Source organism: Marinobacter halodurans (assembly GCF_004327985.1).
Taxonomy (GTDB): domain Bacteria; phylum Pseudomonadota; class Gammaproteobacteria; order Pseudomonadales; family Oleiphilaceae; genus Marinobacter_A; species Marinobacter_A halodurans.
In genome coordinates, this window is the sequence record NZ_SJDL01000007.1 from 157693 (window position 1) to 183312 (window position 25620).

At 60.2% G+C, this 25620-nt stretch carries 26 protein-coding genes and 1 pseudogene; 13 read left to right on the top strand and 14 right to left on the bottom strand.

The annotated features are described in order from the left end of the window. Positions 1-13 precede the first annotated feature (13 nt). Positions 14-892 (top strand): AraC family transcriptional regulator, encoded by an 879-nt coding sequence (locus EZI54_RS06610; protein ID WP_131480252.1) that lies wholly within the window; start codon positions 14-16, stop codon positions 890-892. Here the strand turns inward: EZI54_RS06610 and EZI54_RS06615 are convergent. After that, positions 854-1441 (bottom strand): LysE family translocator, encoded by a 588-nt coding sequence (locus EZI54_RS06615; protein WP_131480314.1) that lies wholly within the window; start codon positions 1439-1441, stop codon positions 854-856. The two genes, EZI54_RS06610 and EZI54_RS06615, sit on opposite strands and share 39 nt — an antisense overlap. Positions 1442-1688: 247 nt before the next feature. Here EZI54_RS06615 and EZI54_RS06620 point away from each other — a divergent pair, with 247 nt between their 5' ends. The 3 genes from EZI54_RS06620 (at position 1689) to EZI54_RS06630 (ending at position 3711) form a co-directional block, all read left to right on the top strand. Beyond that, entirely contained in the window at positions 1689-2117 is a 429-nt protein-coding gene (locus EZI54_RS06620) for a host attachment protein (protein ID WP_131480254.1), read from the top strand. Between the two features lie 154 nt (positions 2118-2271). Continuing rightward, a complete protein-coding gene (locus EZI54_RS06625; protein WP_131480256.1) occupies positions 2272-2907 on the top strand; it encodes a DUF1326 domain-containing protein in 636 nt (211 codons plus the stop codon). Between the two features lie 12 nt (positions 2908-2919). Continuing rightward, positions 2920-3711, top strand: coding sequence for a DUF2182 domain-containing protein (locus EZI54_RS06630; protein WP_131480258.1), 792 nt, complete (start codon positions 2920-2922; stop codon positions 3709-3711). Positions 3712-3745: 34 nt separating this feature from the next. Here the strand turns inward: EZI54_RS06630 and nfsA are convergent, their stop codons facing one another. Further along, a complete protein-coding gene (gene nfsA / locus EZI54_RS06635) occupies positions 3746-4483 on the bottom strand; it encodes an oxygen-insensitive NADPH nitroreductase (RefSeq protein ID WP_131480260.1) in 738 nt (245 codons plus the stop codon). A gap of 432 nt (positions 4484-4915) precedes the next feature. Between nfsA and EZI54_RS06640 the strand changes: the two genes are divergently transcribed. The 3 genes from EZI54_RS06640 to EZI54_RS06650 all read left to right on the top strand — a co-directional run bounded on the left by EZI54_RS06640 (position 4916) and on the right by EZI54_RS06650 (position 7518). Further along, entirely contained in the window at positions 4916-6691 is a 1776-nt protein-coding gene (locus EZI54_RS06640; protein WP_242674365.1) for a methyl-accepting chemotaxis protein, read from the top strand. 146 nt (positions 6692-6837) lie between these two features. Next, entirely contained in the window at positions 6838-7218 is a 381-nt protein-coding gene (locus tag EZI54_RS06645; protein WP_131480262.1) for a SpoIIAA family protein, read from the top strand. Between the two features lie 120 nt (positions 7219-7338). Further along, a complete protein-coding gene (locus EZI54_RS06650; RefSeq protein ID WP_123635657.1) occupies positions 7339-7518 on the top strand; it encodes a hypothetical protein in 180 nt (59 codons plus the stop codon). Here the strand turns inward: EZI54_RS06650 and EZI54_RS06655 are convergent. The 4 genes from EZI54_RS06655 to EZI54_RS06670 all read right to left on the bottom strand — a co-directional run bounded on the left by EZI54_RS06655 (position 7506) and on the right by EZI54_RS06670 (position 12685). Then, positions 7506-9359 (bottom strand): ABCB family ABC transporter ATP-binding protein/permease, encoded by a 1854-nt coding sequence (locus EZI54_RS06655; protein WP_131480264.1) that lies wholly within the window; start codon positions 9357-9359, stop codon positions 7506-7508. The genes EZI54_RS06650 and EZI54_RS06655 overlap by 13 nt on opposite strands. 63 nt (positions 9360-9422) lie before the next feature. After that, positions 9423-9857: a VOC family protein gene (locus EZI54_RS06660; protein ID WP_131480266.1), complete on the bottom strand. Its 435-nt coding sequence runs from the start codon at positions 9855-9857 to the stop codon at positions 9423-9425. Between the two features lie 128 nt (positions 9858-9985). Next, the gene (locus EZI54_RS06665) at positions 9986-12265 is read right to left on the bottom strand and encodes a CehA/McbA family metallohydrolase (protein WP_131480268.1); all 2280 of its coding nucleotides are present in this window, start codon (positions 12263-12265) and stop codon (positions 9986-9988) included. 219 nt (positions 12266-12484) lie between these two features. Beyond that, entirely contained in the window at positions 12485-12685 is a 201-nt protein-coding gene (locus tag EZI54_RS06670) for a hypothetical protein (protein ID WP_131480270.1), read from the bottom strand. A 130-nt stretch (positions 12686-12815) separates the two neighbouring features. Between EZI54_RS06670 and EZI54_RS06675 the strand changes: the two genes are divergently transcribed. From EZI54_RS06675 to EZI54_RS06685, 3 genes are read left to right on the top strand one after another with little or no spacing between them, the layout of a single operon-like run. Further along, a complete protein-coding gene (locus EZI54_RS06675) occupies positions 12816-13205 on the top strand; it encodes an encapsulin-associated ferritin-like protein (RefSeq protein ID WP_131480272.1) in 390 nt (129 codons plus the stop codon). Between the two features lie 3 nt (positions 13206-13208). Further along, entirely contained in the window at positions 13209-14015 is an 807-nt protein-coding gene (locus EZI54_RS06680; protein WP_131480274.1) for a family 1 encapsulin nanocompartment shell protein, read from the top strand. 6 nt (positions 14016-14021) lie between these two features. Then, positions 14022-14981: an FAD-binding oxidoreductase gene (locus EZI54_RS06685; protein WP_131480276.1), complete on the top strand. Its 960-nt coding sequence runs from the start codon at positions 14022-14024 to the stop codon at positions 14979-14981. 37 nt (positions 14982-15018) lie between these two features. On the opposite strand, the gene EZI54_RS06690 is transcribed toward EZI54_RS06685, so the two are convergent. Both EZI54_RS06690 and EZI54_RS06695 read right to left on the bottom strand, forming a co-directional pair. Further along, the gene (locus tag EZI54_RS06690) at positions 15019-15918 is read right to left on the bottom strand and encodes a nucleotidyl transferase AbiEii/AbiGii toxin family protein (protein WP_131480278.1); all 900 of its coding nucleotides are present in this window, start codon (positions 15916-15918) and stop codon (positions 15019-15021) included. After that, complete coding sequence (locus EZI54_RS06695) at positions 15915-16685, bottom strand: type IV toxin-antitoxin system AbiEi family antitoxin (RefSeq protein ID WP_131480280.1); 771 nt, start codon at positions 16683-16685, stop codon at positions 15915-15917. Before EZI54_RS06695 ends, EZI54_RS06690 begins: the two co-directional genes overlap by 4 nt. A gap of 826 nt (positions 16686-17511) precedes the next feature. Here EZI54_RS06695 and EZI54_RS06705 point away from each other — a divergent pair. Next, on the top strand, positions 17512-18411 hold the full coding sequence (locus tag EZI54_RS06705; protein WP_131480284.1) for a DMT family transporter: 900 nt from the start codon (positions 17512-17514) through the stop codon (positions 18409-18411). On the opposite strand, the gene EZI54_RS06710 is transcribed toward EZI54_RS06705, so the two are convergent. From EZI54_RS06710 to EZI54_RS06725, 4 genes are all read right to left on the bottom strand, one after another. Continuing rightward, positions 18389-19138, bottom strand: coding sequence for an ABC transporter ATP-binding protein (locus EZI54_RS06710; RefSeq protein WP_131480286.1), 750 nt, complete (start codon positions 19136-19138; stop codon positions 18389-18391). The genes EZI54_RS06705 and EZI54_RS06710 overlap by 23 nt on opposite strands. Then, positions 19132-20181: a FecCD family ABC transporter permease gene (locus EZI54_RS06715; RefSeq protein WP_131480316.1), complete on the bottom strand. Its 1050-nt coding sequence runs from the start codon at positions 20179-20181 to the stop codon at positions 19132-19134. Before EZI54_RS06715 ends, EZI54_RS06710 begins: the two co-directional genes overlap by 7 nt. Positions 20182-20221: 40 nt before the next feature. After that, positions 20222-21316, bottom strand: a complete 1095-nt coding sequence (locus EZI54_RS06720) for an ABC transporter substrate-binding protein (RefSeq protein ID WP_131480318.1) — start codon at positions 21314-21316, stop codon at positions 20222-20224. Between the two features lie 280 nt (positions 21317-21596). Next, positions 21597-22022, bottom strand: coding sequence for an N-acetyltransferase (locus EZI54_RS06725; protein ID WP_131480288.1), 426 nt, complete (start codon positions 22020-22022; stop codon positions 21597-21599). 200 nt (positions 22023-22222) lie between these two features. Here EZI54_RS06725 and EZI54_RS06730 point away from each other — a divergent pair, with 200 nt between their 5' ends. Continuing rightward, positions 22223-22564 (top strand): hypothetical protein, encoded by a 342-nt coding sequence (locus tag EZI54_RS06730; RefSeq protein WP_131480290.1) that lies wholly within the window; start codon positions 22223-22225, stop codon positions 22562-22564. A gap of 235 nt (positions 22565-22799) precedes the next feature. On the opposite strand, the gene EZI54_RS06735 is transcribed toward EZI54_RS06730, so the two are convergent. After that, positions 22800-24827: a methyl-accepting chemotaxis protein gene (locus EZI54_RS06735; protein WP_131480291.1), complete on the bottom strand. Its 2028-nt coding sequence runs from the start codon at positions 24825-24827 to the stop codon at positions 22800-22802. A gap of 169 nt (positions 24828-24996) precedes the next feature. Between EZI54_RS06735 and EZI54_RS25270 the strand changes: the two genes are divergently transcribed. Continuing rightward, positions 24997-25125, top strand: coding sequence for a hypothetical protein (locus EZI54_RS25270; RefSeq protein ID WP_278248702.1), 129 nt, complete (start codon positions 24997-24999; stop codon positions 25123-25125). Between the two features lie 369 nt (positions 25126-25494). Here the strand turns inward: EZI54_RS25270 and EZI54_RS06745 are convergent. Beyond that, positions 25495-25620: pseudogene (locus tag EZI54_RS06745) on the bottom strand (IS256 family transposase); the annotation flags it as partial.

Here is a 25620-nt window from a genome sequence, read left to right on the forward strand (position 1 = left end):
AAAGGATTCTGCCATGAGTCAAAAGACGGCTGCCCAACCCATTTTCTGGCGGGACGAGCGTATGCCCCATGTGGAGCTGCGTTGCGTCGAGGACGGTCGCCAGGTCTGCTATGCGCCGCATTCCCATGCCCAGTGGTCGATGGGCGCCATCACCGGTGGCCAGAGTACCTTCGACTACGCGACCCGGTTGGAAACAATCTCCGAAGGCACCCTGGTGTTCATGAACCCGGAATGGGTGCACGCCTGCAACCCGATTGCCGATCAGCCCTGGGCCTACCTGATGCTGTATGTGGACAGGGACTGGCTGGCGGCATTGCGCCATGAACTGGGCCTGCTGGCCTCTTCCGCATGGGTGGATCTGCAGGTGTCGGCCTCGCGCGATCCCGTCCTGTATGAAGGGTATCGGGCCATGGCGGCGTGCCTGTTGGAACCCGGGGCGACGCTGCTGGAAAAGCAGTCACGGGTGGTCAGTCTGTTGTCCAGCGTCATGCTGGCCCTCGCCGAGAGTCCGTCCGGTGTCGCGGTGGCGGGTCAATCTCCCGCACCGCCGGGTCGTTTACGGGAGGTGGCCGTCTACATCGACGACCACTGCGCCGACGAGATCGCACTGGAGCAGTTGTGTGAGCAGGCCGGCTGCACGGCCGGGCATTTGATCCGTTCGTTCCGGCAATATTTCGGTCTCACGCCGCACGCCTACCAGATCAATCAGCGCATCCGGCTCGGCCAGCAGGCCCTGAAAGCCGGGCAGCCGATTGCCGATGCGGCCCTGATGGCCGGGTTTGCCGACCAGCCGCATTTCCAGCGGGTCTTCAAGCGCCTGGTCGCCGCAACGCCCCGCCAGTACGTCACGAGGTCAGTCCAGCAACAGGACCAGGCAGCTTCCCGCAAGTAGCGCCGCCAGGCTGCGATTGATGGCCTGTAGCACCCGCGGCCGGCGTACATGCTCGCGCAGGAAACGCCCGGCGCAGACCCAGCTCCCCAGCGACAGCCAGCAGATCGGCAGGTAGAGACCGGCAAACAGCAGGATCTCGCCGCTTGCCGAGCCGCTGGTGTAGGCACTGATCCCGGAAGCCGAGGCCAGCCAGGCCTTGGGGTTGAGCCACTGCATGGCGGCGCCGGTCCAGAAGCCGGGGGGACGGGCCTCTCCTGTTTCCGGCAGGTGGCCATCGTCTCGGGCCAGTCGATAGCTCAGGTACAGCAGGAAGGCGATGCCCGCCCAGGTCAGCCCGTCGCTCAACGCCGGATAGCGCAGCAACAGGGAGTGCAGGCCGGCTCCGACCGCCAGGAACAGCACGATAAAACCAAGTGTCGCACCGGTGACGAACACCAGTCCGCGCCGCAGGCGATAGCGCATGCCGCTGCTCAGGCAGACGATGTTCACCGGTCCCGGCGAGATGGACGCGGCGAGGGCGAAGGCAGACATCGGCAGGATCAGGGACAGGGTCATAGCAGGCTCCGTGGATAAAGAAGGGGCAGTCTGCCCGGTCGGGCCACGGGCGTATTGAACGAAATTGATGCGAGGGGCCGTACGAAAGATGGCGGCGACGTGACGGTCTGGTAGGGCCGGGCGTCGGGGCCTTTAAGCCCGTGGCGCCGATGCGATAGGCTCAGGGTAGTGGTGGTCTGCACCCGCCGCTGGGGCGTGGCCATCACGATATTCATGGCCAACGGCTTGCCGAGGAGGCTTTATGGAAAAGACCTGGATTGTCGTCGCGGACAGTGCCCATGCCCGCATCCTTGCCACGACGCAGCGCAACAACGTGCCGGCTGAGATAACCAGCCTCGAGCATGAAGACAGCCGCCTGAAGGAACAGGAACTGGTTGCCGATAAGCCGGGCCGCACCAATGATCGTATGGGACAGGCCCAGCATCCCATGGACGAGCCGAACTATCGCGCCCAGGAACAGGCAACCTTTGCCAGCAATATTGTTGAAACGCTGGAAGAGGGGCGTCAGCAGGGCCGGTTCGACCACTTGGTGTTGGTTGCGGCGCCGGACTTCCTGGGTGTCCTGCGCCATTCGTTGAGCAAGCCCCTGAAGCAGATGGTTAGCCAGAGTCTGGACAAGAACCTGGTGGACAAGGACGAAGAAATCATTCGTCGGCAGCTGTTCCACTGACTGGTGTCGACAAGGTCATAATCGTCCGGTCTATCCGCAGACTGTTGGCTGCACATTCGTCTAAGCCGGGAGTTGGCAGCGCTGGCTCCCGGTGCCCGGGCGCGTTTAGTCTTGTCTTAGAGGCGGCGTTGCTGAAGAGATAGGGGTAACGACTATGAATAAGACGGATTGGCGCATACGGGGATTCGAGTACATTAACTGCAATTGTGATTTCGGTTGTCCATGCCAGTTCAACGGGCGACCGACCCACGGCGACTGCAAAGCCTTCGGTGCTTTCCACATCGACGACGGTCATTTCGGCGAGACCCGCCTGGACAACCTGAATTTCGCGGTCACCTTCAAGTGGCCCGGTGCGATCCACGAAGGCAATGGGGATGCCCAGGTGTTCATCGATGAGGGTGCCAGCCAGGACCAGCGTGACGCCTTGATGGCAATTCTCTCGGGTGAGACGTCGGAACCGGGTGCCACCTTCTTCAATGTCTTTGCCAGCACACTGACCCACATGCACGATCCGGTGTTCTGCCGCATCGACATCGACGGTGATGTCGACGCGCGGAAGGCAACGGTGCGCGTGGGTGACATGATTGAGTCTGAAGGGCAACCCATTATCAATCCGATCACCGGTCAAGAGCACCGGGCGCGGATCGACCTGCCCAACGGTTTCGAGTATGCGGTGGCCGAGGTGGCCAGCGGGCGTACCAATGCCCGGGCGGGGATTCCACTGGAACTGGATGCCAGTCACAGCCACTTCTCACGGCTGGATATTGGTCCCACCGGCGTGATCCGCTAAGCGGCGGCGGTCATGAGTCCGCTCCGGACGGATCCGGTGGCGTTGTCACACCGGTTGGATCGGGCCTCTGTATGGACGCTGGCCGCCCTGGCGCTGGTGGTCCTGTTGTCCTGGTGGTACCTGGTCGACAGGGCGGCGGGCATGGACGCCGGCATGACCATGGGCGGGATGTTGACCTTCCATCCCTGGACGCCGGCCTACGCCGTGGTCATGGGGCTGATGTGGTCCATCATGATGATGGCGATGATGCTGCCCAGCGCAACGCCGATGATCCTTCTATACCGACGGGTGGCCCTGCACAACCGGTTACCGCGTATTGGCCTTGGAACCCTGCTGTTCGCAGCCGGCTACATCATCGTCTGGCTGTGCTTCAGCGTCATCGCCACGGGGTCACAATGGGCCCTGGAGCAGTGGGCCATCCTGTCACCCTCGATGCGCAGCCAGAGCGGGCTGTTCAGCGGCCTGGTCCTGATCCTTGCCGGGCTCTATCAGTGGTCGCCCTGGAAGACGGCCTGCCTGGCCCACTGTCGCGGGCCGGCAGCCTTCGTGATGCACCACTGGCGGCCGGGCACCGCCGGTGCACTGCGCATGGGGCTGGCCCATGGCGCTTACTGCCTGGGCTGTTGCTGGGCCCTGATGGCCCTGTTGTTCGTGGGCGGTGTCATGGATCTGCTGGTGATCGCCGGACTGACCGTGCTGGTGCTGCTGGAGAAGGTGTTGCCCGGCGGTGACTGGCTGGCCAAAGGGGTGGGCGCCCTGGTGGCGGTGGTTGGCGGTTGGCTGTTGCTCGGCAATCTGGTTTGAGGCAACGGCGAACGCCATTGCCTCAACATCGGCCTTACTTTAATCCAAAACCCCTGTCCCGCAGGAAGCCCTGCATATGGGGGCGCAGCTTGGCGGTAAACAGAGGCTTGAGCTGCTCCGACCAGGTGGTGTCCCGAGTGCCGCCCGTGCGGTTACGGTAATAGCCCCGCATGGTCTCGTCGAATCCCGCAATCAGTGCCTCGTCGCCCTCGTCCCGGTAGGTGTCTTCCTTGAGGATGGACGCCAGGGGCAGGCGTGGTTTGACCTCGGGATCCTGGTCCGGATACCCCAGGCACATGCCGAACACCGGATACACGTGTTCCGGCAGTTCCAGCAGCTCGCTCACCTCCGCCGGGTTGTCGCGGATGCCGCCGATGTAGCACAGACCCAACCCGGCCGATTCCGCGGCGATGGCGATATTCTGCGCCATCAGCGCCGTGTCGATGCTGGCCACCAGAAACTGCTCCGTCATCCCCCGGATCACATCGGCTCCCGCCCGCGCGGCGGCTTCCGTAGGGCGCTTCATATCCGCGCAGAACACCAGGAAATCGGAACTGTCGTGGACATAGGCCTGGCCACCCGCCAGTTCGGCCAGCTTGGCGCGTTTTTCCGGGTTCACCACGTGGATGATGGTGTAGGCCTGAACGTGGTTGGAGGTGGCGGCGCCCTGGCCGGCCCGGATGCAGGCTTCGAACAGGTCACGGGGAATGCGCTCGCCGGTGAACTTGCGGATCGAGCGGTGGGATTGCAGGAGTTCAATGGTTGGATTCATGGGACCTCTGGGTGTTTGGTGTTCGTCAAAAGCCGGCCGGGTAACGCGATCCACTGGCGTTTGTGTTGATCCGGGCAAAGTCGGATTGAAGTAACGCCAGGACCGGCCGATAGGAAACTAAACGGTTTTAACATGGATGGTGGCACTGCCTACAAAAATAAAATGCAAATCCTCTGAATTGAATTGTTAAATCGATCACAACTCTGTTGACCTGAATCCGACGGTGCTCTGTACTGAGTCACCCAGAATACGTCCCTGAACCATGTCGGGTGGCCAATGGCCCGCGGATTTTTTCAGAGTCGACCCAAAACAAGAACGGAGAATACCGGTGAATCTCAGTCTGTCGTGGCGCCAGAAATTCCTGGCCCTGATTGTTGTTACCCGATTGGTTTCCTGGCGGTCGGCGCGGCCATCTACTGGGGCATTACCTCTGTGTCGTCGTCCTACCGGATGACCTATGACCTGGTCAGCTACCAGAACCAGGCCAGTGAGCTGCTCACGGACTGGAACTCGATCGAAAAGGACCTGGCGTCATTCAGGGAGGGGGAGCAGGCGGGCGCCAAGCGGGAACTGGAGGCTTTCGAAGCCGATGCGCAAGCGCTCGGGAACCGCGCCAAAAAGCTGGGAGATGACGACATTGTCAGTGCGGCCGGGCAGATTGTCAGCGCCGCAGACGCCTACGTGGCGCAGCGGCGGGACTGGATCGACAATGTTTCGGATCTCGGTCTCAACGACGAGACCGGTATACGCAAGGCGTTGTCTGCGGCCTTCGCCGGCCTGAAGGGATTGCAACTCAGCCTGTTCGACGAAAGCATTGCCGAAATCGCCCGGACCCAGAAAGGCTACTTCGCGGATCGCGATATGTCCTTTGCCAAGCCCGCCGAGCAGGCGGTCAAGCGGCTGGAGTTTATGGTCAAGCAGTATGACTGGCAGGAGGGTGTCGTGGGCGAGAAGGTCGCGGCCTACCGCAAGGCATACGACAAGGCCGCCTCGAAAATGGAAGCGATTACGGCCGCGGATACGGCGGCCACGGCCGCAGGCAACCAGTTGCAGGAGGCGATCCGGAGCCAGGACGACGCGCTCCGGAACGGGCCGATTGCGGCCGCCATCAAGCGGGCGGCCTCTGCCGAGTCGTCGGCCAAGACGGTTGGTCTTGGCGTCCTCGCCATCGTCGCGCCGATCCTGGTGCTGATCCTGTTCGTTATCTCCCGCACCCTGGTCAACCGGCTGCAGGGCGTGGTGGAGATGCTGCAGCGGGTGTCTGACGGCGACCTGACCCGCAAGCTCGAGATGGGGCGCAATGACAAGGACGAGTTCAACCGGCTGGCCATTGCCACCAACCAGATGATCGACAACATCGGCCGGCTGATGCGGGACTCTATCGAAAGCACCAACAACCTGATCGAAGTGCGTGGCGAACTGGACAAGAGCATGGCGCGCCTGGCGCAAAACAGCGAGGCGGTGGAGTCGCAGACGGTCCAGGCTGCTACCGCGAGCCAGCAGATTTCTGTCACCCTGACCGACGTGGCCGAGCGGACCTCCCAGGTGGGCGTGTCCACCCAGAGAGCCAACGAATCCGCCCAGTCCGGCGCCCGGGTCGTGGAGGAGAGCGTCAATGCCATGCAGCGCCTGTCCAACCTGATCCAGGACACCCACAGCGGCGTGCAGAGCCTGAACCAGTCCTGCACCAAGGTCACCGGCATCATCGACGTGATCAACGGGCTGGCGGAGCAGACCAACCTGCTGGCCCTGAACGCGGCCATCGAAGCGGCCCGGGCCGGCGAGGCGGGGCGCGGCTTCTCGGTGGTGGCCGATGAAGTCCGGACCCTGGCCAGCAAGACGGTGGAGGCGACGGACAATATCACCCGCATCATCGACGAGCTCAACAAGCAGACCGCCAACATGGATTCGCTCACCCAGCACGGGCTCAAGTTGGCCCGGGAGAGCGAAGAAAGTGCAGGCCAGATTGCCGGTGCCATGGGCTCGGTGACCGAGTCGATCCAGACGCTGAATGCGGAAATGGACCAAGTGGTGGTCGCCGTGGAAGAAATCTCCACCACCACCGACGACATTGCCCAGAAGATGGAAGAGATCCGCCAGCAAAGCAGCGAAACCCAGTCCATCGGCAGCGAGCTGGGCACCCAGAACCAGCGCCTGTCGGAATACGCCGACCGGCTGTCCTCGAGTACCCGCCGCTTCACGGTCTGAGATGACCGGGGCCGGCGCGCCGTATTGGTGCCGCCGGTCCGTCAATCCTGCCGGAACCTGTCCTGAATCAAGGCGCACCTTTCATGATCCTGTCAGTCTAACGAATAGATCGCTCTTTCATTCGTGACTGCACGGGAGACATCACCATGGATATGAAACGGCACGGCCTGGCCATTGGCATCGATCGGGTGGGGGACCAGTTCTTCCTGTCCTTCAAGGCCCAGGGTAAGCTCACTCATGAAGACTATCTGACCATCACGCCGATGATCGATTCGGCGCTGGCGGCGGTGGAGAAACCCCACGTCAAAGCGCTGTTCGACGCCACCGAACTGGAAGGCTGGGAGCTGCGCGCGGCCTGGGACGACTTCAACCTGGGCCTGAAACACGGCAACCAGTTCGACAAGATTGCGGTGTTTGGCGACAAGCGCTGGCGCGATCACCTGGCCAAGATCGCCGCCTGGTTTATTTCCGGGGATCTGAAATTCTTCCACACCGAAGAAGAGGCCATTGCCTGGCTGAACGAATAAGCCGGGTCAACCTGGCGTCTTCGGAAGCCTTTACCCCTGTGGGGCGGCGTGTTGGAATGGATCGGGCAGGGCAACGTTTGTGCCCGATCCTGACCGTCCCGAATACGGGAGACCGTTTTCATGACCAACCTGCTGATTATCCTGGCGGTGCTGTTTGGCGCGCTGTTCGTCCTGGTACCGCTGGTGGAGAAGTACGCGCCGCGCAGTGACGGGCGCGATTTCAGCCGCATCCGGCGGTGGATCTTCCCGCTGATGGCGCTGCTCATCGTCGCCCAGATGCTGCGCTACTACTTCGGTTGAGACCGGTTGGGCGCCGGGCCGACCGCTTCCATCGATGCGGACGGGCGGTCCGTCTCCGTATCCTCATGCTGCTGGTGCCAGAGCCGACTGTAGAGCCCACCGGCTCGGATCAGCGACGCGTGATTCCCCGTCTCGACAATCTCCCCCTGATCCATCACCAGGATCGTGTCTGCGTCGCGGATGGTTGAGAGGCGATGGGCGATCACCAGCGTGGTGCGGCTGCGGCTGACCTCATCCAGGGCGCCGAGAATCGCCTGTTCCGAGAGTGAATCCAGTGACGACGTGGCTTCGTCAAGGATCAGCAGCGGCGGATCCTTCAGGATCACCCGGGCAATGGCCACTCGCTGTTTTTCGCCACCGGACAGCTTGAGACCCCGTTCGCCGACCCGCGTCTCGTAACCGTCCGGCAGGCTCTCGATGAACCGGTCCAGGTGCGCCAGCCGCGCCGCGCGGTAGACGTCGTCCCGATCCGCGCCGGGGCGGCCGTAGGCGAGGTTGCTGTAGAGCGTGTCGTTGAACAGCACCGTGTCCTGCGGCACCACGCCGATCGCCCGGCGCAGGCTGTCCTGGGTGACGTGGCGAATGTCCTCGCCGTCAATCGTGATGGCGCCGCTGTCCACATCGAAAAAGCGGAACAGCAGGCGCGCCAGGGTCGACTTGCCGGCACCGCTGGCGCCCACCACCGCGACGCGATGGCCCGCGGGAATCGTGAAATCGATGTCCCGCAGAATCGGGCGGTCCGGTCGATAGGCGAAGCCCACGTGTTCGAAGCGAACCTCCGCGCCATCGGGCGCCAGCGGTTGGGCATCCGGTGCGTCGGTCACCGTCGGCGCCTGCTCCAGCAGACTGAACAGACGCTCCACGTTGACCAGTGCCTGACGAATCTCCCGGTACACAAACCCCAGCGCGTTGAGGGGAATAAACAGCTGGATCAGGTAGGCGTTGACCATCGTGAAATCGCCCAACGTCATGGCGCCGCTGGCCACATCGCCGACGGCCATCCCCATGATCACGATCAGCGCCACGCCGATAATCAGGGCCTGTCCGGCGTTGAGGGTGGCCAGGGATAACCGGTTCTTGAGCCGGGCCTGTTCCCAGGCTTCCAGATCCTCGTCGTAGGTTCGTGCCTCGAACGTCTCGTTGTTGAAGTACTTGACCGTTTCGTAGTTGAGCAAGCTGTCGATGGCGCGGGCGTTGGAGGCGTTGTCCCGGGCGTTGGACTCGCGCACGAAGCCGGTCCGCCATTCGGTCACCTTGATGGAAAACACCACGTAGACCACCACCGCAATGATGATGGCGACCACGTAGGCCGGTCGGAACGCCACCAGAAGGATGCCCGCCACCATCACAATCTCCAGGATGGTCGGCACGATGTTGAACAGGGTGAAGCGCAGCAGGAAGCTGATACCGCTGCTGCCTCGCTCCATGTCCCGGGCCAGGCCGCCGGTCTTGCGGTCCAGGTGGAAGGCCAGTTCCCGGGCGTGCAGGTGTTCGAACACCTTCAGGGACACCCGGCGCATGGCCCGTTCCGCCACCCGGGCAAACACCGCATCGCGCACCTCGTTGAACAGGGTGCCGCCGAAGCGCAGCAGGCCGTAGCCGATCACCAGCACCACCGGAATCCACAGTACCGTGTTTCCGGAGCGGCTGGCGTCCAGGTAATCGACGATGTATTTCAGTGCGATCGGCGTGGCCACCGTCGCCAGCTTGGCAATCACCAGGCAGCCGGCGGCCAGGATCACCCGGCCCCGGAATTCCATCAGGTAGGGCCAGAGACCGGCGATTACGCGCCAGTCGGGCTTGTGGTTTGCGGGGTAGTCGTTATCGGCGTAGGTGCGCAAGAGAGCGGGATCCTGTGATCGGGCGTGGTCGTGTGGTCAAGGGTGTCCCGTCAGGATACGGCATCAACGGGCAAACAGTTCGCTGTCGATGTCCCGGAAGCCCTTGAACTCCAGGGCGTTGCCGCTGGGGTCGGAAAAGAACAGCGTGCCCTGTTCGCCGGGTTGGCCCTGGAAGCGGACGTAGGGCTCGATGATGAAACGGTCGATCACCTGGCGCGTCTGTTCCGCAAACCGCTCCCAGTCCTCGAACGTCAGCACCACACCGAAATGCGGTACCGGCACGCCGTGGCCGTCGACCGGATTGGCGATCGCCTGCACGCTGCCGTCCTTGCCCAGAGCCGGGTTCAGATGGGTCACCACCTGATGGCCAAACACATTGAAATCGATCCAGTGGTCCGAGCTGCGGCCCTCCGGGAAGCCGAGTTTCCTGCCGTAGAACTCACGGGCCTCGTCGATATCCCGGACCTGGATGGCCAAGTGGAATGGAGTGAGGGGCATGGTGGTCTCCCTGAAAACATTGGCGGAGCTTTCAGGTTAGGTCTGCGGAGGGGGCTTGGCAATCGGTCAGGCGGGGTACCGACACAGGGGCGCTCGAAACGCCCCTGTGTCGGTGGTGCCCGCGTCGATCAGCTCTCTTCCGGCGCCGGGCGATGCTGCATGGCGTTGATCCAGATCGGGTTGGAGAAGGCTTTCTTGCCGTCCGCATCTTCAACAACCACGGCGTAGAAGGTGTCCAAGTCCACCGTAATGTCGAATTCGGCACGGCCCTGATTCGGTTTGTTCTCGAACGTCCGTTCGTCCACGACCTGGCCGCCCTGGCCAATCAGTTGGATGGATTTCAGGCCGTTGGCGGCCTCCAGATCAAACCCGAGCGTGGTGGATTCGCCCTGCTTGAAGGTGAAGTCATCGCCGAAGGCGTGATCCGGGTAGATCAGCGGGCCGAAGCTCACGAACGCATGGCCGTCACGCAGCGCCGCCACAAAGTTCTGTGCGTCCACCGCACCCGGAACCCGGGCATAAGCCCGCACGGCACCGGAACGATGCTGCCAGACGTCGTGCACGTCCGACCCAGCGCTCAGGTAAATGCGCTCGCCGTGGCTCCAGTGATCCCAGGCCTTGTGCAGGGTCTTCTCGTATTCGCCCTCGATGTTGATTTCCATCAGGTCGAACCGCGGGAAGTAGCCCCCGGTGGCGGTGCCGTTCTCCACGTTGGTGTAGTAGCCGTACTTGATGTACGGGTGGTTCATCTGGATCGCTTCCGCGCCCAGGGCTTCCCGCTGACCCACGATGTCCTGGATGGAGGCGGTGCCGGAGTTGATGCGGTAGTCCGCGTCCGGATCGATGGGGTAGGGGTTGAAGTGCCCCCAGGACGCGGAAATCTCGATGGACGGGATAAACGGCACGTCGCGGCTGGCCGCCAGTTTCGCGGCTTCGTGCAGGTTGCGCGTGGTGTCGTGGTCCAGCAACAGCATCAGGTCCAGCCCCGCCGACAGCTCGGAGCGGATGACGTATTCCGGTGGCGTGAAGCCATCCAGTACGTCGGAATGGTGGTGCATGTCCGCCGAATACCAGTGACGGTCGTTCGGTGCGGTGGTCTGGGTGACGGTGACGGCCTGATCGGTGGTTTCGCCCGAATCGACATGAACCTTCACGTTGGTCGGCTGGCTCAGGAAGTTTTCGCCATACGCCACTTCAAACACGTAGTCGCCCGGCGCGATGGGGATTTCCCGCTGACCCACCCGCTTGAGATCGGTGAAGTAGGTTTCCTTGCCGAGGAAGCCAACCAGTGGTTTCTGGCCTTCCTTGATCTTCAGGAGCGCGTCCCGCGGCTCGCCGGTCTGGGCATCCGTGACGTTGAAGTGGACGGTGCCGGGGGCTTTAACGCCGTCAAAGTCGACGGTCTGTTGGCCGTCGGCCGTCACCATGACATCGACCGGCGCGCTGTCCGCATAGCTGCGTGCGGTGGCGTAGAGCCGGTATTCGCCGGTGGGCAGTTGCAGGTTGTAGTGGCCTTCGTGGCCCATCGCCCAGGTGTAGGGCTTGCCGTTTTTCTCAACCACGACGACGGGATCGGCCACCGTGTCGCCATCGGCGGTTTCCACCTCTCCGGACACCTCGCCGGCGGCCACGCCCTTGCGCTGGATCGCCGATTCCACCGCCCGCGCGATGCTGCCGTCCGGCAGGACCTGAACCCAGCCCTCGAAGGTCCGGGATTCGCCCGGCGCCAGATCGTGTTTCTGGTAGAGGTCGCGGGCGTCGTAGTCGATGTAGTTCATGTAGGGGGCATGGAGGATGAACCCCCAGTCCTCGTCGTAGGCCGCGGACCAGTCGGCGAATGCCGCGTCCGTGGGGCCTTCCTCGGTGCCGTGCATGCCCGCCGGTCCGAACAGGTGCCCGCCGTCCGGCCACATGACATACCCGGAGAGGATGTCTTTGTAGGCCTTGTCGCTGTCGTTGGCCATCTCGGTCACGACGTGGATCTGATCGGCGCCGGCTTCGAGCGTGTAGGTGGTGGTCAGTTCCACGCCTTCCCAGTCCCGTTGGACTTTAACAACGCCGCGCTCCGGGCCGCTTTCCACGATCGTGAAATCCTGGTGCGTGGTGGGCCAGCTGGACCAGTTGTTGGGGATGAAGTCGATCAGCGAGACCTTGTCCCGCGCCGGCTTGCCGTCGTGGACCGGCGCCGCATCGATGATGCCACCGGGCGCCACGCCCCAGGGTGGTGCCGAGTCCACGGCAATGGAGGCGACCAGGTGGTCGTTCTGAAGCTGTATGTCCTGTTGGGCTGTGGCGTCTCCGTTCCGTAGCGGGGTCGGGCCACGCGTGACCGACACATCGGCCGTGGCGTACCCGGTTACCAGGGCGAGGCCCAGGGACAGGGCCGTCGTCTTGATTGCATTGGGCATGGAATCTCCTTCTAGCCATTCAGAATGCGTTTCTGGGTGTTTCTTATCCTTTTGTATGAGTCTGGATCGGAAGCAGGGTACGAGGCATTGAACAAGCGTTCAATGTTGACAAGTGCAAAATTGAACAATGGTTCAATGCGATTTTCCGGAGGCAACGACAACAAGCGCAACCCGCATGGGGTCATCCGTCCTCGCATAGTGGCGCATATCGCCGGGTGTTTAGCGGGCTTGTAATTGCCCCTTTGCGGTGTTGCGGGGCTTCGGTTCGTCACCGGCCTTCTCGCCCCTGTCGATCTCGGTGGTACTGACCCTGTTGCCGGGACTCAGGAGTGTCCCCCTGATGGCCGTGGCGATACCGTTTGTGGTGGTGATCTTCCTGGGGCTGATCTGGCGTGAGCCGGAACCGGCCAGCCCCGGCATCCTCCCTCGACGCGTTCCCCGTCTGGTCGACGGGTCGCCTGTGTCACCTTGTAATCGGCGATCAGTACCATAAGGTCAGTACTAGGTACTAATCTGATGACAGTCATCCACCCAAGTTACGGAGAATGCAATGGCCGGTGCGAGCGAGAGTTATCACGAACCCATCGAGATGCTGTCCGAAAAAACCAAGGAGATGCATCGTGCCCTGGTGTCGGTCCAGGAAGAGCTGGAAGCCGTCGACTGGTACCAGCAGCGGGCGGATGCCAGTACCGATGAAGAGCTGAAAGGCCTGTTGCTGCACAACATGCGGGAAGAGATCGAACATGCCTGCATGGTATTGGAGTGGCTACGCCGCAACAGCCCGGACTTCGCCAAGCAGATGGACATCTACCTGTATACCGACAAGCCCATCCTGGATGCGGAGGAAGCCGAGTCGAGCCTGGAAGAGCCCCCGGTCGGGAATGGGACTCGCCGGGCACTGAGTCATTTCACCATTGGCACGATGAAGGGGGGAGTCTAAAGCATGAACTACCTCAACCGGGATAACGCCTCATTCTCGAAAGACATCTGGGACCAGATCGACAGCACCGCCATCAATGCCGCACGGGAAATCCTGACCGGCCGGCGCTTCCTGGAGGTGGACGGCCCTTATGGTGTGGGCCTGACCGCCATCGAAGTTGGCGAGGAAGGCTACTGCCGCCAGCCCGCCCCCGATGAAGCCGGGGCCGTGCTCAGCCGCTCTGTGGCCATCCCGATGCTGCGCAAGAGCTTCGGCCTCAGCGTGCGCCGCATACAGGGTTACGAGGCGATGGGCCAGCCGCTGGACCTGCGCTCGGTGGAAGACGCCGCCGAAGCCGTCGCTCGGCGCGAGGAAGAGTTCATCTACTACGGCCAGCCAGACTTCGGTCTGGAAGGCCTGATGACCGCCAAGGGCCGCAACGAGGTGAAGTCCGCCGACTGGACCAAGGTGGAGCAGGCGCTCAACGACGTGCTGTCGGCCGTCGACGAGCTGGACAAGAAAGGCTTTCACGGGCCTTACGCCCTGGCGCTGCCTCCGAGTTGGTACAACCAGCTGTTCCGCCGCTACGAAGGCAGCGACATGCTTCAGCTCGAGCACCTCAAGCGTCTGTGCGAACTGGGCGTGTTCAAGGCGGAAATCGAGGGCGCCGTGCTGGTGGATGCCCGGGTCGGGCGCATCATCATCGGCCAGGACCTGATGACCGGCTACTCGTCCAACGATGGCATCCATCACCAGATGTTCACCAGCGAGAGCCTGGTGCTGCGCGTGGAGGAGCCGGGCGCCATCTGCACGCTGGTCCGGAAGAAGTAAGCCGCCATGGCCAGCCCGTCCGACATCCGCCGGGCCCGGCAGCTCGCCCAGGCCACGCTGGCTGATCTGGACAGCCTGGACACGTTCCGCCGGAACAGCGGGGATGCGGGATTGCAGTCGATGCTGTCCCGCATCCACCAACGCCGCTGGGCGCAATCGTCCCGGCTGCTGGAATGGGCCGGGCGCCAGATGGGCGGCGTGGTGCCGGAGATCTCCGCCGATCAAGGCGAAGCCGCTTCCGGTACGACCCAACCCCCATCGGTGGAAAGCCCGGCCCATCCCGCCGTCAGCGACATCGTGAACGTGACTGACGATCTGGTGCGCTTCACCGTCCCGCGCCCGACGGACTTCCGCTTCGAGCCCGGTCAGTCGGTCAAGGTGGGCTTGGGTGACGTCCGACGCAGCTTCTCGATCGTCTCCGCGCCCCACGAGCCCCAACTGGAGTTCTTCGTCGAGCTGGTCCCGGGCGGGCGAATGTCCGAACAGATGCGGAACCTGAAGGTCGGCCAGCCCATCGACCTGGGCCAGCCCAAGGGTGGGCTGCGCTTCGACAACCGTTTCGCCAACCACCTCATGATTTCCACCGTCACCGGCATCAACCCCTTCATCAGCATCCTGCGGAATGCGTTCCAGCAGACCGATCCCGGACACCGCTTCCACGTCCTGCAAGGCGCCAGCTATCAGGACGAATTTGGCTACGCCGACGAGCTGACCCGACTGGCCACGGCCCACCCGGATCGCGTGTGCTACCTGGCCACTGTTAGTCGGCCGGATGAAAACCGTAATGCCGGCTGGTCGGGCTGCACGGGTAGGGTGGATTCGCTAATGGAAGATTACATTCGGGAGGCTGGTTTGAAGCCGGAGGATACGCTGGTGTACCTGTGTGGTCACTCCGGGATGATCGATGCGTTGACGCCACGTTGTCGGGCGTTGGGGTTTGAGGTGCGTACCGAGAGTTATGACTAGAAGGGAGTCTGTCGCTCCCGCCTTTTTCGGATCAAAGTCAGCGATCCAGGATCTTGTCCAGAAGGCTCAGATGTTCTTGGTAAGCATCCGGCTTTGACTTCCTAAACCGCTCCAGATTAAGCAGTTTCCACTTCACCGACGGAAAATCCTTGTAATCATAAACCGACCAATCAGGTTCCAGCCGGTTGAAACTGCGCAAGAACGCCTTGTCCTGCTCACTCAGCGTTTTCCTGACCGTTTCAATAAGGCTCTGCCTTATCCGCTCAAACTCTTCATAGGTGAACGTCAGCGCGCTCATGCCTTCAAACTGGTTTTCAAAGGCGCCGCGCTGATCCAGTAAGTTTGGATCGAGCATTTCGTGGGTGGGGCGATTAGAGCAAATCAGGCCATACAGCAGGCCTTTCCTGATCTCATCATTAAGCCCCTCGTTTTCCAGCAACAATTTGACATCAAAGAGGTCTCTGGGGTGCTGGCGATCAAGGGCCGCGCAGAGCTTTCCGCCGTAAAGCTGGGCACGCGGCACTAGCGGCACGGCGCAAAATGCGTCAAACGCCTCTTGGGCCGCATCGCATAAAGGCAGCTTCTCTGGTGTGCCCAGCAAACCCCGGCCCACCATATTGACCTCAATTTTGATAAGCACGCCGGCTTCATCAAGCTGAAGCTTGCAGGTATGCGCTTTGTGCTGAATCCGCACAGAGGGACGCAGCGCCTCGATTCTATCCTTAATGCGAAGCAGCCCCTCATTGATCGCGGCCAACGCCTCTTCGCGTGGGCTGATGTCCACATAGGTCAGATCAATATCAACCGAGAGCCTTGGCATATCGCGCACAAACAGGTTGATCGCTGTGCCGCCATGCATGGCAAAGCAGGTCTCTTTGGCCACTTCCGGCAGCACACTGAGTAACAGGCCGACCTGCTTTCTATAGGTTTCGTTCATACGTGTGCTTCCAGCTCCCGTGGCACGGTGATCTGGTATGCGGAGATATAAACGCCATTTGGCACGATGGCGCGCTTCCCTGATCCAAGATCCACCTTGTCCAGGTTGAGATAGTCCAGCCACTGATGACCGGCTTTTGCGGCCATATAAAGGAACAGCCGCTTGACCTTCACTGAACGGCAGCTTTCCAGCAGCTTTTGAACGCCCGCCGGGCGCAGGTTGTTAAGTCCTTCCATCAACTCGTAGACTTCAACAAGGGGCTGGGATTTGGGCGCCATATACAAGCATTCCATCACCGCTCTGGCGGGCGATGATATTTTGACCGTGAAGCTCTTATGCTCATGGTCCACCAACCCCAGCTCAGGGGGAAGGAATGAGCTCAGCTTGCAATCAACGCTTAATCCCCAATCGTACTTTTTAAACCAGAGCGGCAGGCCCTCGCTGGCACTACCAAAGAGCTGGGCTTTTTTAGCCGAGAGCTCCAGATAGTGTGATTTGCCTTGCAGGGCGAGGGCTGTCTTGCCTGCCGGATGCACTGATAGGCCAAGCTGGGCCTGCAGGGCGTAGACTCCGCCCAGATAGTCCAGCTGATCGCCGCAGCGCACGAGAGCGCCAGTGCCTATAGAGTCAAACCACTGGCTTTTACGATACTGCTTTTGCAGTTCCAGGCTATAGCCTTGCTCAGCCAGCCATGCGGATAACAGCACGATATCTCTGGGTTGCGTGCTTAAAAGCTTGTTTAATTTTGAGGCCCTAGCGGTATTCATACTACCAATTTAAAGAAAATTTTAAACATTGGCAACGAGCGGGTTTATTTTTTATAACAGGACGGTATCTTTAATGCATTAGAAAAAATATTTTTAAACCGATCCAATCAGAGCCCCCTACCGCAACCAAGGTCCGGCCAACCGACATCTGATACTTTTCGTTCATGGCTCTTCACTTCTTTTGGTGGGTAACCCTTTATTTCCCCACCGTTTTTGGTCACTGTTATCTCATCCGATTAACGCGATGGATGGTGGCCACCGTTGGATCAATGCACCCTCTACGAACAGATTCTTGGGCTCTCCTCGCCCTGGTTTGTCTCAGGCGTCGAGCTGAACAAGGGTCAGGGCGAAGTCGTAGTCCAAGTCGATCTGGACCGAAGTGTTGCGCTTTCCTGCCCTCGCTGCGGTCGTACTTGCCCGGGCTACGACTCCAGAGAACGTCGTTGGCGTCACCTCGATACCTGCTCTTCTTAGTTGGGTGCGGGCAGGGTGGATTCGCTAGCGGAAGACTACATTCGGGAGGCTGGTTTGAAGCCGGAGGACACGCTGGTGTACCTGTGCGGTCACTCCGGGATGATCGATGCGCTGACACCTCGTTGTCGGGCGTTGGGGTTTGAGGTGCGTACCGAGAGTTATGACTAACTAAGAGTCTGTCTCGCCCGGAACCCTGCACAGAACTATTTTGCGGACTGACAGCCACCAAGATAAGTCTGTCCCGTTTGATCTCCTGGATAGGCATCTGCGACTGGCCATTTACGGCCTGCTCACATACTCTGCGTACCGTCTTGATCCATTGCCCCTCTGTACGCAGGAGTGAATACGCCCCATGAATGATGTCGCGGACCGGCCGCTCGCTGGCATCCTGCTCCGAGTCCTGTCGGGACTGTTCTTTGCCGCTATGCTGGTCTGCGTCAAAGCCGTCAGTAACGATGTCCCGCTTGGGCAAACCGTGTTCTTCCGCTCGGCCTTTGCGTTGCTTCCGATCGTGGCGTTCATGATGTGGCGGCGCGAGTTCCCTCGAGCCCTGGCTACGCGGCGACCCTATGGTCACCTGCTGCGCTCCGGCCTGGGCGCGGCGGCCATGTTCGCCTCTTTCGCCGCGGTGGCGCGATTGCCGGTGGCCGAGGCGACGTTGCTGGCGCAACTCTCGCCGGTGGCCCTCGCCATGGGCGGTGTGCTGCTACTGGGCGAGCGCCTGACTCCGCACCGGGTCGCCGCATTGGCACTCGTGCTGTGCGGGGTGGCCTTGCTTGTCCTGCCAGAACTGCGTGGTGGCCCTGCTGCGGATCGCCTGTTCGGCTACGGGCTGGGCATCCTCAGTGCATTGCTGTCCGCGGGCGCGCTGCTTACTGTGCGTCGCATCTCGCGTACTGAAAGCCCCGCCACCATTGCATTCTACTTTGTGTTCGTAACGACCCTTGCAGGCCTGGCAACCCTTGGTCTGGGCTGGGTGTCCGTGGACGGGCCAATGCTTGCACTGCTGGTTCTGGCCGGGCTGTTCGGTGGTGCGGCACATATCTGCATGACGGTGGCATTGGGCATGACCGAGGTATCACGGTTGGCTCCCTTTGAATACCTGGCGCTGATCTGGCCTGTGTTGGCCGACCTGTGGCTGTTCGGGCAGCCGCTTTCCGAGGGCTTCGTGCTGGCCCTGCCATTGGTGCTGGGCGGTGCCATGATGGCGGCGATGGAGGGAAGGCGGCTCAGATGGCGGCTTCAACGATGAGCTGGGGGCGGCCCTGGGAGCACGGCTCGATGCGCGATTCTACCCGGAAGGTCTGACGCAACATGTGCGGATTGATCACCTGTCCGCACGGGCCACAGTCGACCAGCCGGCCGCTCTCGATGACCAGCGCCTGATCGGCGAAACGCAGGGCGTGGCCCAGGTCATGCAGTGCCGCGATGATGAGCATGTTCCGCTCCTGCGCCAGTTGACGCAGGATGCCGAGGAAGCTGATCTGACGGTGCAGGTCGAGTGCTGAGGTGGGTTCGTCGAGCAGCAGGATGTCGGGGGACTGTACCAGCGCCTGGGCTGCGCTCACCAACTGGCGTTGTCCACCGCTCAGATTACCGATGTCACGGCCGGCCAGCGTGTCGATGCCAAGCTCCGCCAGCGCCTTATCGACCTCCTGGAGGTCCGCGTCCGCCACCTTGAGACGGCGCCCCTGCATGCGCGCCAACAGGACCGACTCATAGACCGTGAGCGCTGCCGTGGCGCCGGTCTCCTGGGGCATGTAGGCGACCGGTCGTTGGCTGCCTGCGCCTTCAATACGCGCCTCGCCGTCGCCCTCAAGCAGCCCCAGGATTCGCCGGAACAGCGTGGATTTACCGGCGGCATTGGGGCCCAGCAGGGCGACCACCTGGCCACCCTGGAGCGGCGGGGAGGAAATGTCCGAGAGAATCTGTCGGCGGCCGTAGCGTGCAGAGAGGCGGTCGAGCGTCAGCGTTACCATGCGTTCTTCTTGTGGCTCAGGATCAAGAACAGGAAAAATGGAATCCCCACCAGTGAGGTGATGATGCCGATCGGAATGATGGTGCCGGGCAGGATCATCTTCGACAGCACAGAGCCGACCGAGAGCATGAGTGCCCCGCACAGCGCCGAGCCGGGCAGGAAGAAACGCTGGTCTTCACCCAGCAGGAGACGCGCTATATGGGGGCCGACCAGGCCAACGAAGCCAATGGTGCCGACGAACGAGACGGCGATGGCGGCCAACAGCGAGACCATGACCAGCACCTCCAGTCGCAGTCTCCGTGGTTTGACCCCCAGGCTCTCGGCTTTCGCGTCGCCCAGGCGCATGGCGGTCAGTGCCCATCCATGCCGGGCCAGCAGCGGCACCACCACGGCGAGCACGGCGAAGGCGATGCCGAGTTTGGGCCAGGTCGCCTTGGTCAGGCTGCCCATGGTCCAGAACACCACCGCGGAAACGGCTTGCTGGCTGGCGAAGAACTGTATCAGCGCCATCAGCGAGTTGAAGATAAAAACCATGGCGATGCCCAGCAACACGATGGTCTCGATCGTCACGCCGCGGCGCATGCTCAACAGGTGGATCGCAAAGGCCGTGAGCATCGCCATGAAGAAGGCGTTGGCGGGGATCGCGTAGTCGACCAACGTCGGGATCAGGGTTACTCCGAAGGCAAGCGCCAGGGCGGCGCCAAAGCTCGCCCCCGCTGAGATGCCCAGGGTAAAGGGGCTGGCCAACGGATTGGACAGGATCGTCTGCATCTGGGCGCCGGCGATTGAAAGGCTGGCGCCCACCACCAGCGCCATCAGCGCCACCGGCATGCGGATCTCCCACAGGATCACCCGCAACGAGTTGTCGACCGCGCCGGGCGTGAAGATGGCTGTGACGACCTGGTCCAGGCCGAATCGGGCGGGCCCGAGTGCCAGGTCGACGCAAAGGCTTGCGAACAGGGTCAGGCCGAGAGCTGCGAGGATCACCTGGCGTCGGAGTACCAGCGCGCGATAGAGATTGCCCTCATCGCCGGCGGACGGCATAAAGGTTGAGGTACTTGACTCGTGCGCTTCGAGCCGGGTTTCAATCGTCATGGAGAGAGACCCAATAGCCGGGCATGTAATCCACCGGCAGGAAGCGTTCGTGCAACTCCCTCAGGGTGGCTTCCGGATCGAGATCCTGGAACAGGTCCGGATGAAACCACTTGGCCAGGCGCTGTACGGCAACGAAGTAGTAAGGGCTGTTGTAGAACTGATGCCAGATGGCGTGGACTTCGCCGTTCTCGACGGCGGCAATGCCGGTCATGGCAGTGCGTCGGGTCAGGTTTTCGAGTTTCGTGCGGGCTTCGCCCATGTCAGCGCCAGGGCCGACGCCAACCCAGTTGCCGCCAGGCACATAGGCACCCCAGTTGCCGCCGGTGACGACCACCTGGTCGGGGTTGGCGGCGATGATCTGCTCTGGGTTAAGCGTGCCGAACGTTTGGGGAATGATGCCGTCTGCGATGTTGTCGCCGCCGGCGAGCTCGACATACTCACCGAAGTTACCGGGCCCGAAGCTCATGCAGCAGTCGTCGGAATAGCCGCCAGCGCGGTCAATGAAAACCCTGGGCCGCTCGGGTTTGGCAGCCGCGATCCTGTCGGTGACCCGGGCCAGCTGTGCTTCTGCGAAGTCAATGAAGGCCTCCGCACGTTTCTCGTCCCCCAGTAGGCGTCCGATTAATCGCATCGACGGGATGGTATGTTCCAGCGGCTTCTCGCGGAAATCGATGTACAGGATCGGAATGCCCAGCTCGGCCAGCTTGGTGTCATAGGCGGCATCCTCGGTTGCTGCCTTGGCCTCCAGGTTCATCAGCACCACATCGGGTTTGAGGCTGGCGGCTTGCTCGACATCGAAGGTGCCATCCTTGAAGCCACCGAAAGTGGGAATGCGGGTCATCTCCGGGAACTTGGCGGCGTAGGCGGCGTAGTTGTCGGGATCGGCCTCGGAGAAATCATGGCGCCAGCCGACGACATGGGCAAATGGAGCCTCCGGCTCAAGTGCCCCCAGCAGGTAGATCTGGCGGCCTTCGCCGAGGATGATGCGCTCAACAGGCGCGTCTACCGTGACGTTGCGGCCGGCGATGTCAGTCACCGTGATCGGATCGGCCCAGGCATGGGGTGTGCTGGCCAGTGCGAGCATGGCGATAGCGAGGTGCGCAAGCTTTGCGGCATATCCTGAGCGTGATGGGGGGCGTTGATTGGTCAAGTCGGGTTCCAGTAACGATAATGGAATGGTTTTTACGCATGATTCTTATTTGCGAATGGAGGTGCATTATGTCTCAGCAGCCGATTGGCGTCCAGAGGCTATGTCAAACCCGGGTGGGGCACTAGGACATGGTGTAGCGAAAGGACAGCAGACGCTCGGTTATGCGCTCTGAACCTCAGACGGGACACTAGGGCTCATGTACTGCTGTGCCTTGTTACGAGTGATATGCCATGATGAGCTCTGGGTGGCCGGTGTGCTCGTCCATTTGCTCACCAGCAGAATTGAATCCGTGCTTTTCATAGAACCTGACGCTCGAAATGTTCTCTCTGTAAACCGTGGGCCGTAAGTTCTTCCGTCTGCTTTTGGCATTATCAAGCAGGGCAGTTCCAATTCCTTTACCCTGTAATTCCGGTGCCACGAAGATCGCCGCCAGATTCTCTCCATTTAGACTGTGGAATCCGATCACTGTCCTCTCAGACTCGAGTACGAATGTCTCCGATGCAGGGATATAGACATCTCGCATGTCGTTGATCGTTGAGTGCCAGAACTCAGGTTCGATGAAATGATGGGCTTCGATCGAGGCAGATAGCCAAATTTCCAGAATTTGATCAACATCGGCTTGCGTATATTCTCGAATCATCTCGCTATTGTTCCAACCATCCAATCAGGCTGCCCACCGAAACCACAGTCCGACCGACATTGCGCGGTTTGATTACTCGTGCCGAGAGTTGCGAATAGGGGCTGCACCCCAGAAGCAGCACTCTGGCATAATAGATAGAGCTTCTCCATTCACGGAAAGTGACCCGAGGAGGGTTGTGGTTCGTGTGTTGGAGTTGTTCAATGAGTTTGCCGATCGCCCTGAGAAAAGGAATTCCGATGTGTGACGACGACCTGCATGCCAAGCCCGCAGATTGGTCTTTGAACCTGGAGGCCGGCAAGGCAGAACATGCCTCGGGACTGGTCGTCCAGTTCAAAGGACGCCCCAGGGATCGCGGTTTTGAAATTGTCCCATCGCCACCAGAAGGGATGGAAGCCCTCAGGCAATGTCGCCTGGTTCGCCACGCCGTTGAGATCTATCGTGAAGCTTGGGATCAGCGGCCGAAGCAAGCGGCCAATCATGAGGCAGGAAAGAACGCGCCAAAGGTCGTCCGAGTCAGGCGTCGGCGGATATTGACTGACTAGGCGTCAGCTTCATTCCACGGTATTCCACAGTGGCGATAGAGGCGACGTTATCGGGATGACAGCGCATCGATGAGCTTGGATGGGCTTGGCTGACAGTCGGCAGGATATAGGCCCCAGTCCCACTATCGCCGCCAGCGATTCCAGCGCACGGCGGTCCAGGCGTGGTGCGAACAAAGCGTCTGGGGTAACGAATCCGCCGGTTGGGACGCCGAACGGCGGCATTGGTTCATTGGCTTTATGACACGTTAAAACTGGCCACCTGATTCTGCAGATCGGTAGCCAATCGAGCCAGTTCATCGGCTGATGCCTTTGTCTGTAAAGATCCGGAAGCCGCCTGCTCGCCCAGTTGATTGATGCTATTAATGTTTCGGTTAATTTCCTCTGACACAGAGCTCTGTTCTTCTGTGGCACTGGCTATCTGCATATTTAGGCCACTGATAGTCGAAATGACTTCAGTAATGGCTCTCAGGGCTTCGGCTGCCTGACTTGCTTGCTGCGCACCTTCTTGGGCTTGCTGCCGACTGAGCTCCATCGCGTTGACGGCTGTTCGGACACCATGTTGCAGTTTTGAAATCATTTCCTCTATTTCCTGGGTGGATTGCTGGGTGCGTGAGGCCAGTGTTCGAACCTCATCCGCCACAACAGCAAATCCACGGCCTTGCTCTCCAGCGCGAGCTGCTTCGATAGCAGCATTTAAGGCGAGCAAATTAGTCTGTTCGGCTACGCTCTTTATAACATCGATGACAGTGCCAATATTCTCACTATCCTGCGCAAGGCTTTTGATGACGTCAGATACGCTTTCAACCCGTGATGCAAGCTCTGCGATGGCTTTTGACGTAGATTCCACGACGATTCTGCCGGCACTGGCCTCTTTTTCAGCGTTGCCAGCGGCATCCGAGGCTTCTGCCGTGTTGCTTGAAACCTCCCTTACCGTTGTTGTCATTTCCTCGATTGCCGTGGCAACTTGAGCCGTTTCCTGGCTTTGCCGGTCGATGTTGTTAGCGTTTGCCGAGGCAACGCTGGATAACTCCTCGGAAGCGGCAGCCAATTGAGAACTTGCATTCATTATCTTTTGAATCAATGCGGAAAACTTTAACGTCATCATGTTAAATCGTTCCGCAATTTCTCTCATTTCATCTCGCGCCGCCAGGTCAATCGAGGCAGTTAAGTCGCCTTCAGCAAGTCGTTCACTTGCAGCCCCAATGTCGTTGATGCTCTGGCGCACTGACAGGTAAAGTGAGACAAATAAATAAGCTGTCAGCGCTAGAACAGAAACAACCATGATAAATGTCAAAGTCAGCGTACGTTCGGCTTCTTGGCGACGGGTTACAAGTAGTTGGTTCAACTCCGGTGCAAGGCTGTCGTATAGCTTATAGGCGCTTGATATTGCTTCAGTAGCTGCAGAGAAGATCTTGTTGCTATCCACCGTAATATCTTTTGCAGCCAATAGGTCGTCTTCCAGAAGACGCTGTATCCCAACCACTGCGCTTTCTGTTTCTTCTGTTTGTGCGCGCATTCTTGCATTCAAATCGGGATCGGCTTCAAAAGCTGAACCCAGGCCTCGGGATAGATCCTTGAAGGCTTCCTTCATGTTGCGAGCGAGTATGGATAACTGTGTATACTCTTCAGGGGTGAACTTCCCGGCAGCCGCGACAGCGGATCCAAGCGCGCGGGCCTGTCCCATGTTTTCCGTCAGCTTGGGGAGATCTGAAACCAGTGCGGCAGTCATATAGTGGCTGTCCCTTCTGGAATCCAGGCTGATTCCCGACATATCAGCAACGTTGCGCATTAGCTCTAAATAGCCATCGATCAGCTGTGTATGGGATTTAACAGCAACAGCAAACGACTGATTTAAGGAGTCGGACTTAATCGTTTCCCATTGACGCTGTAGTTGGCGCAGCTTGTCACCGACTCCAAGTGCTTTTCCCAGCTGTTCGTTTATTGAAGCCAAATCAGATAATGCGCTATCAACCTCCCTGCCTTCGGACTGAATTTGCTGTTTGAATTCACTAGCACCCTTTAAATAGGCCGCGGTCAAACCTCGATGCCGTTGAAGATGCTCAAGTGGTTGGCGCACCATATTAATAAAAACAAGTCCGTCACGTTCTCGTTCAAGAATATTGGTTTCATCGTTCAGAGAGATAACCAAATGGATACTGAGAAAGAGCATGGGGAGAAGAATAATAAAGAAAATCAGAGAAAACTTGATGGGGTAGCGCAACCGGTTCATTAAATGGATGCCTGCGGAAAATAATATCCTCATTAGCCTATCCTCATTAGGAGCACCGCAGCCGTGTTGCTGTGGGTGCGGCGCTAGCTAATCATTAGGAGTCAGCTCTTCCTTGATTTGACAACGTCTTGGATTAAGCATAGCTGACTCTGGCATTGAACGAGGCCAGATACTTTTATATGCACTCGAAGAGGGGAACCCCATGCCCCGGGCAAGGGACGCCCAGGTCACCGTCGAAGCGACACCTTATTATCACTGCGTCAGCCGCTGTGTCCGCCGCGCCTTCCTCTGCGGCCAGGATCCGCTGACGGGTCAGGATTTCTCCCACTGAAGGGCCTGGATTGAATCCCGGCTATTGAAGCTTGCAACTGGACGTTTGCGCGTATGCCGCCATGAGTAACCATGTCCATGTAGTCCTGCACATCAACGATGCGGAAGCTGGGCAGTGGTCACTCAGGACGACGGTCGAGCGGTGGCAGCAGATGTTCAAGGGCACTCTCTTTAGCCAGCGCTACTTGCGGGGATGCCTATTGTCAAAAAAAACGACTTTTGCCGATATAACGGTCCGGTGGTAACGATTTAAAGCTGCTTGGTCAAATTTTCAGGTCAGTTAGAGCCGTTTCGGCTGGTGCTGCCGTTCGAGTGGAGTAGTGGTGCTGGGTTTTGGGGTGGGTGTCCCATTAAGAAGTGATTAAGTGGGTGCCTTCCAGAAGCCCAGCGCACCGTCGCCCACAGCCAGCTTCGGGTGCAGATCCAAATGTCGGCTTTTCAGGCCCTGGAGTAACTCCAGCCAACTGGCTTCGGACTCCCGGTGGCCGTCCTCGAC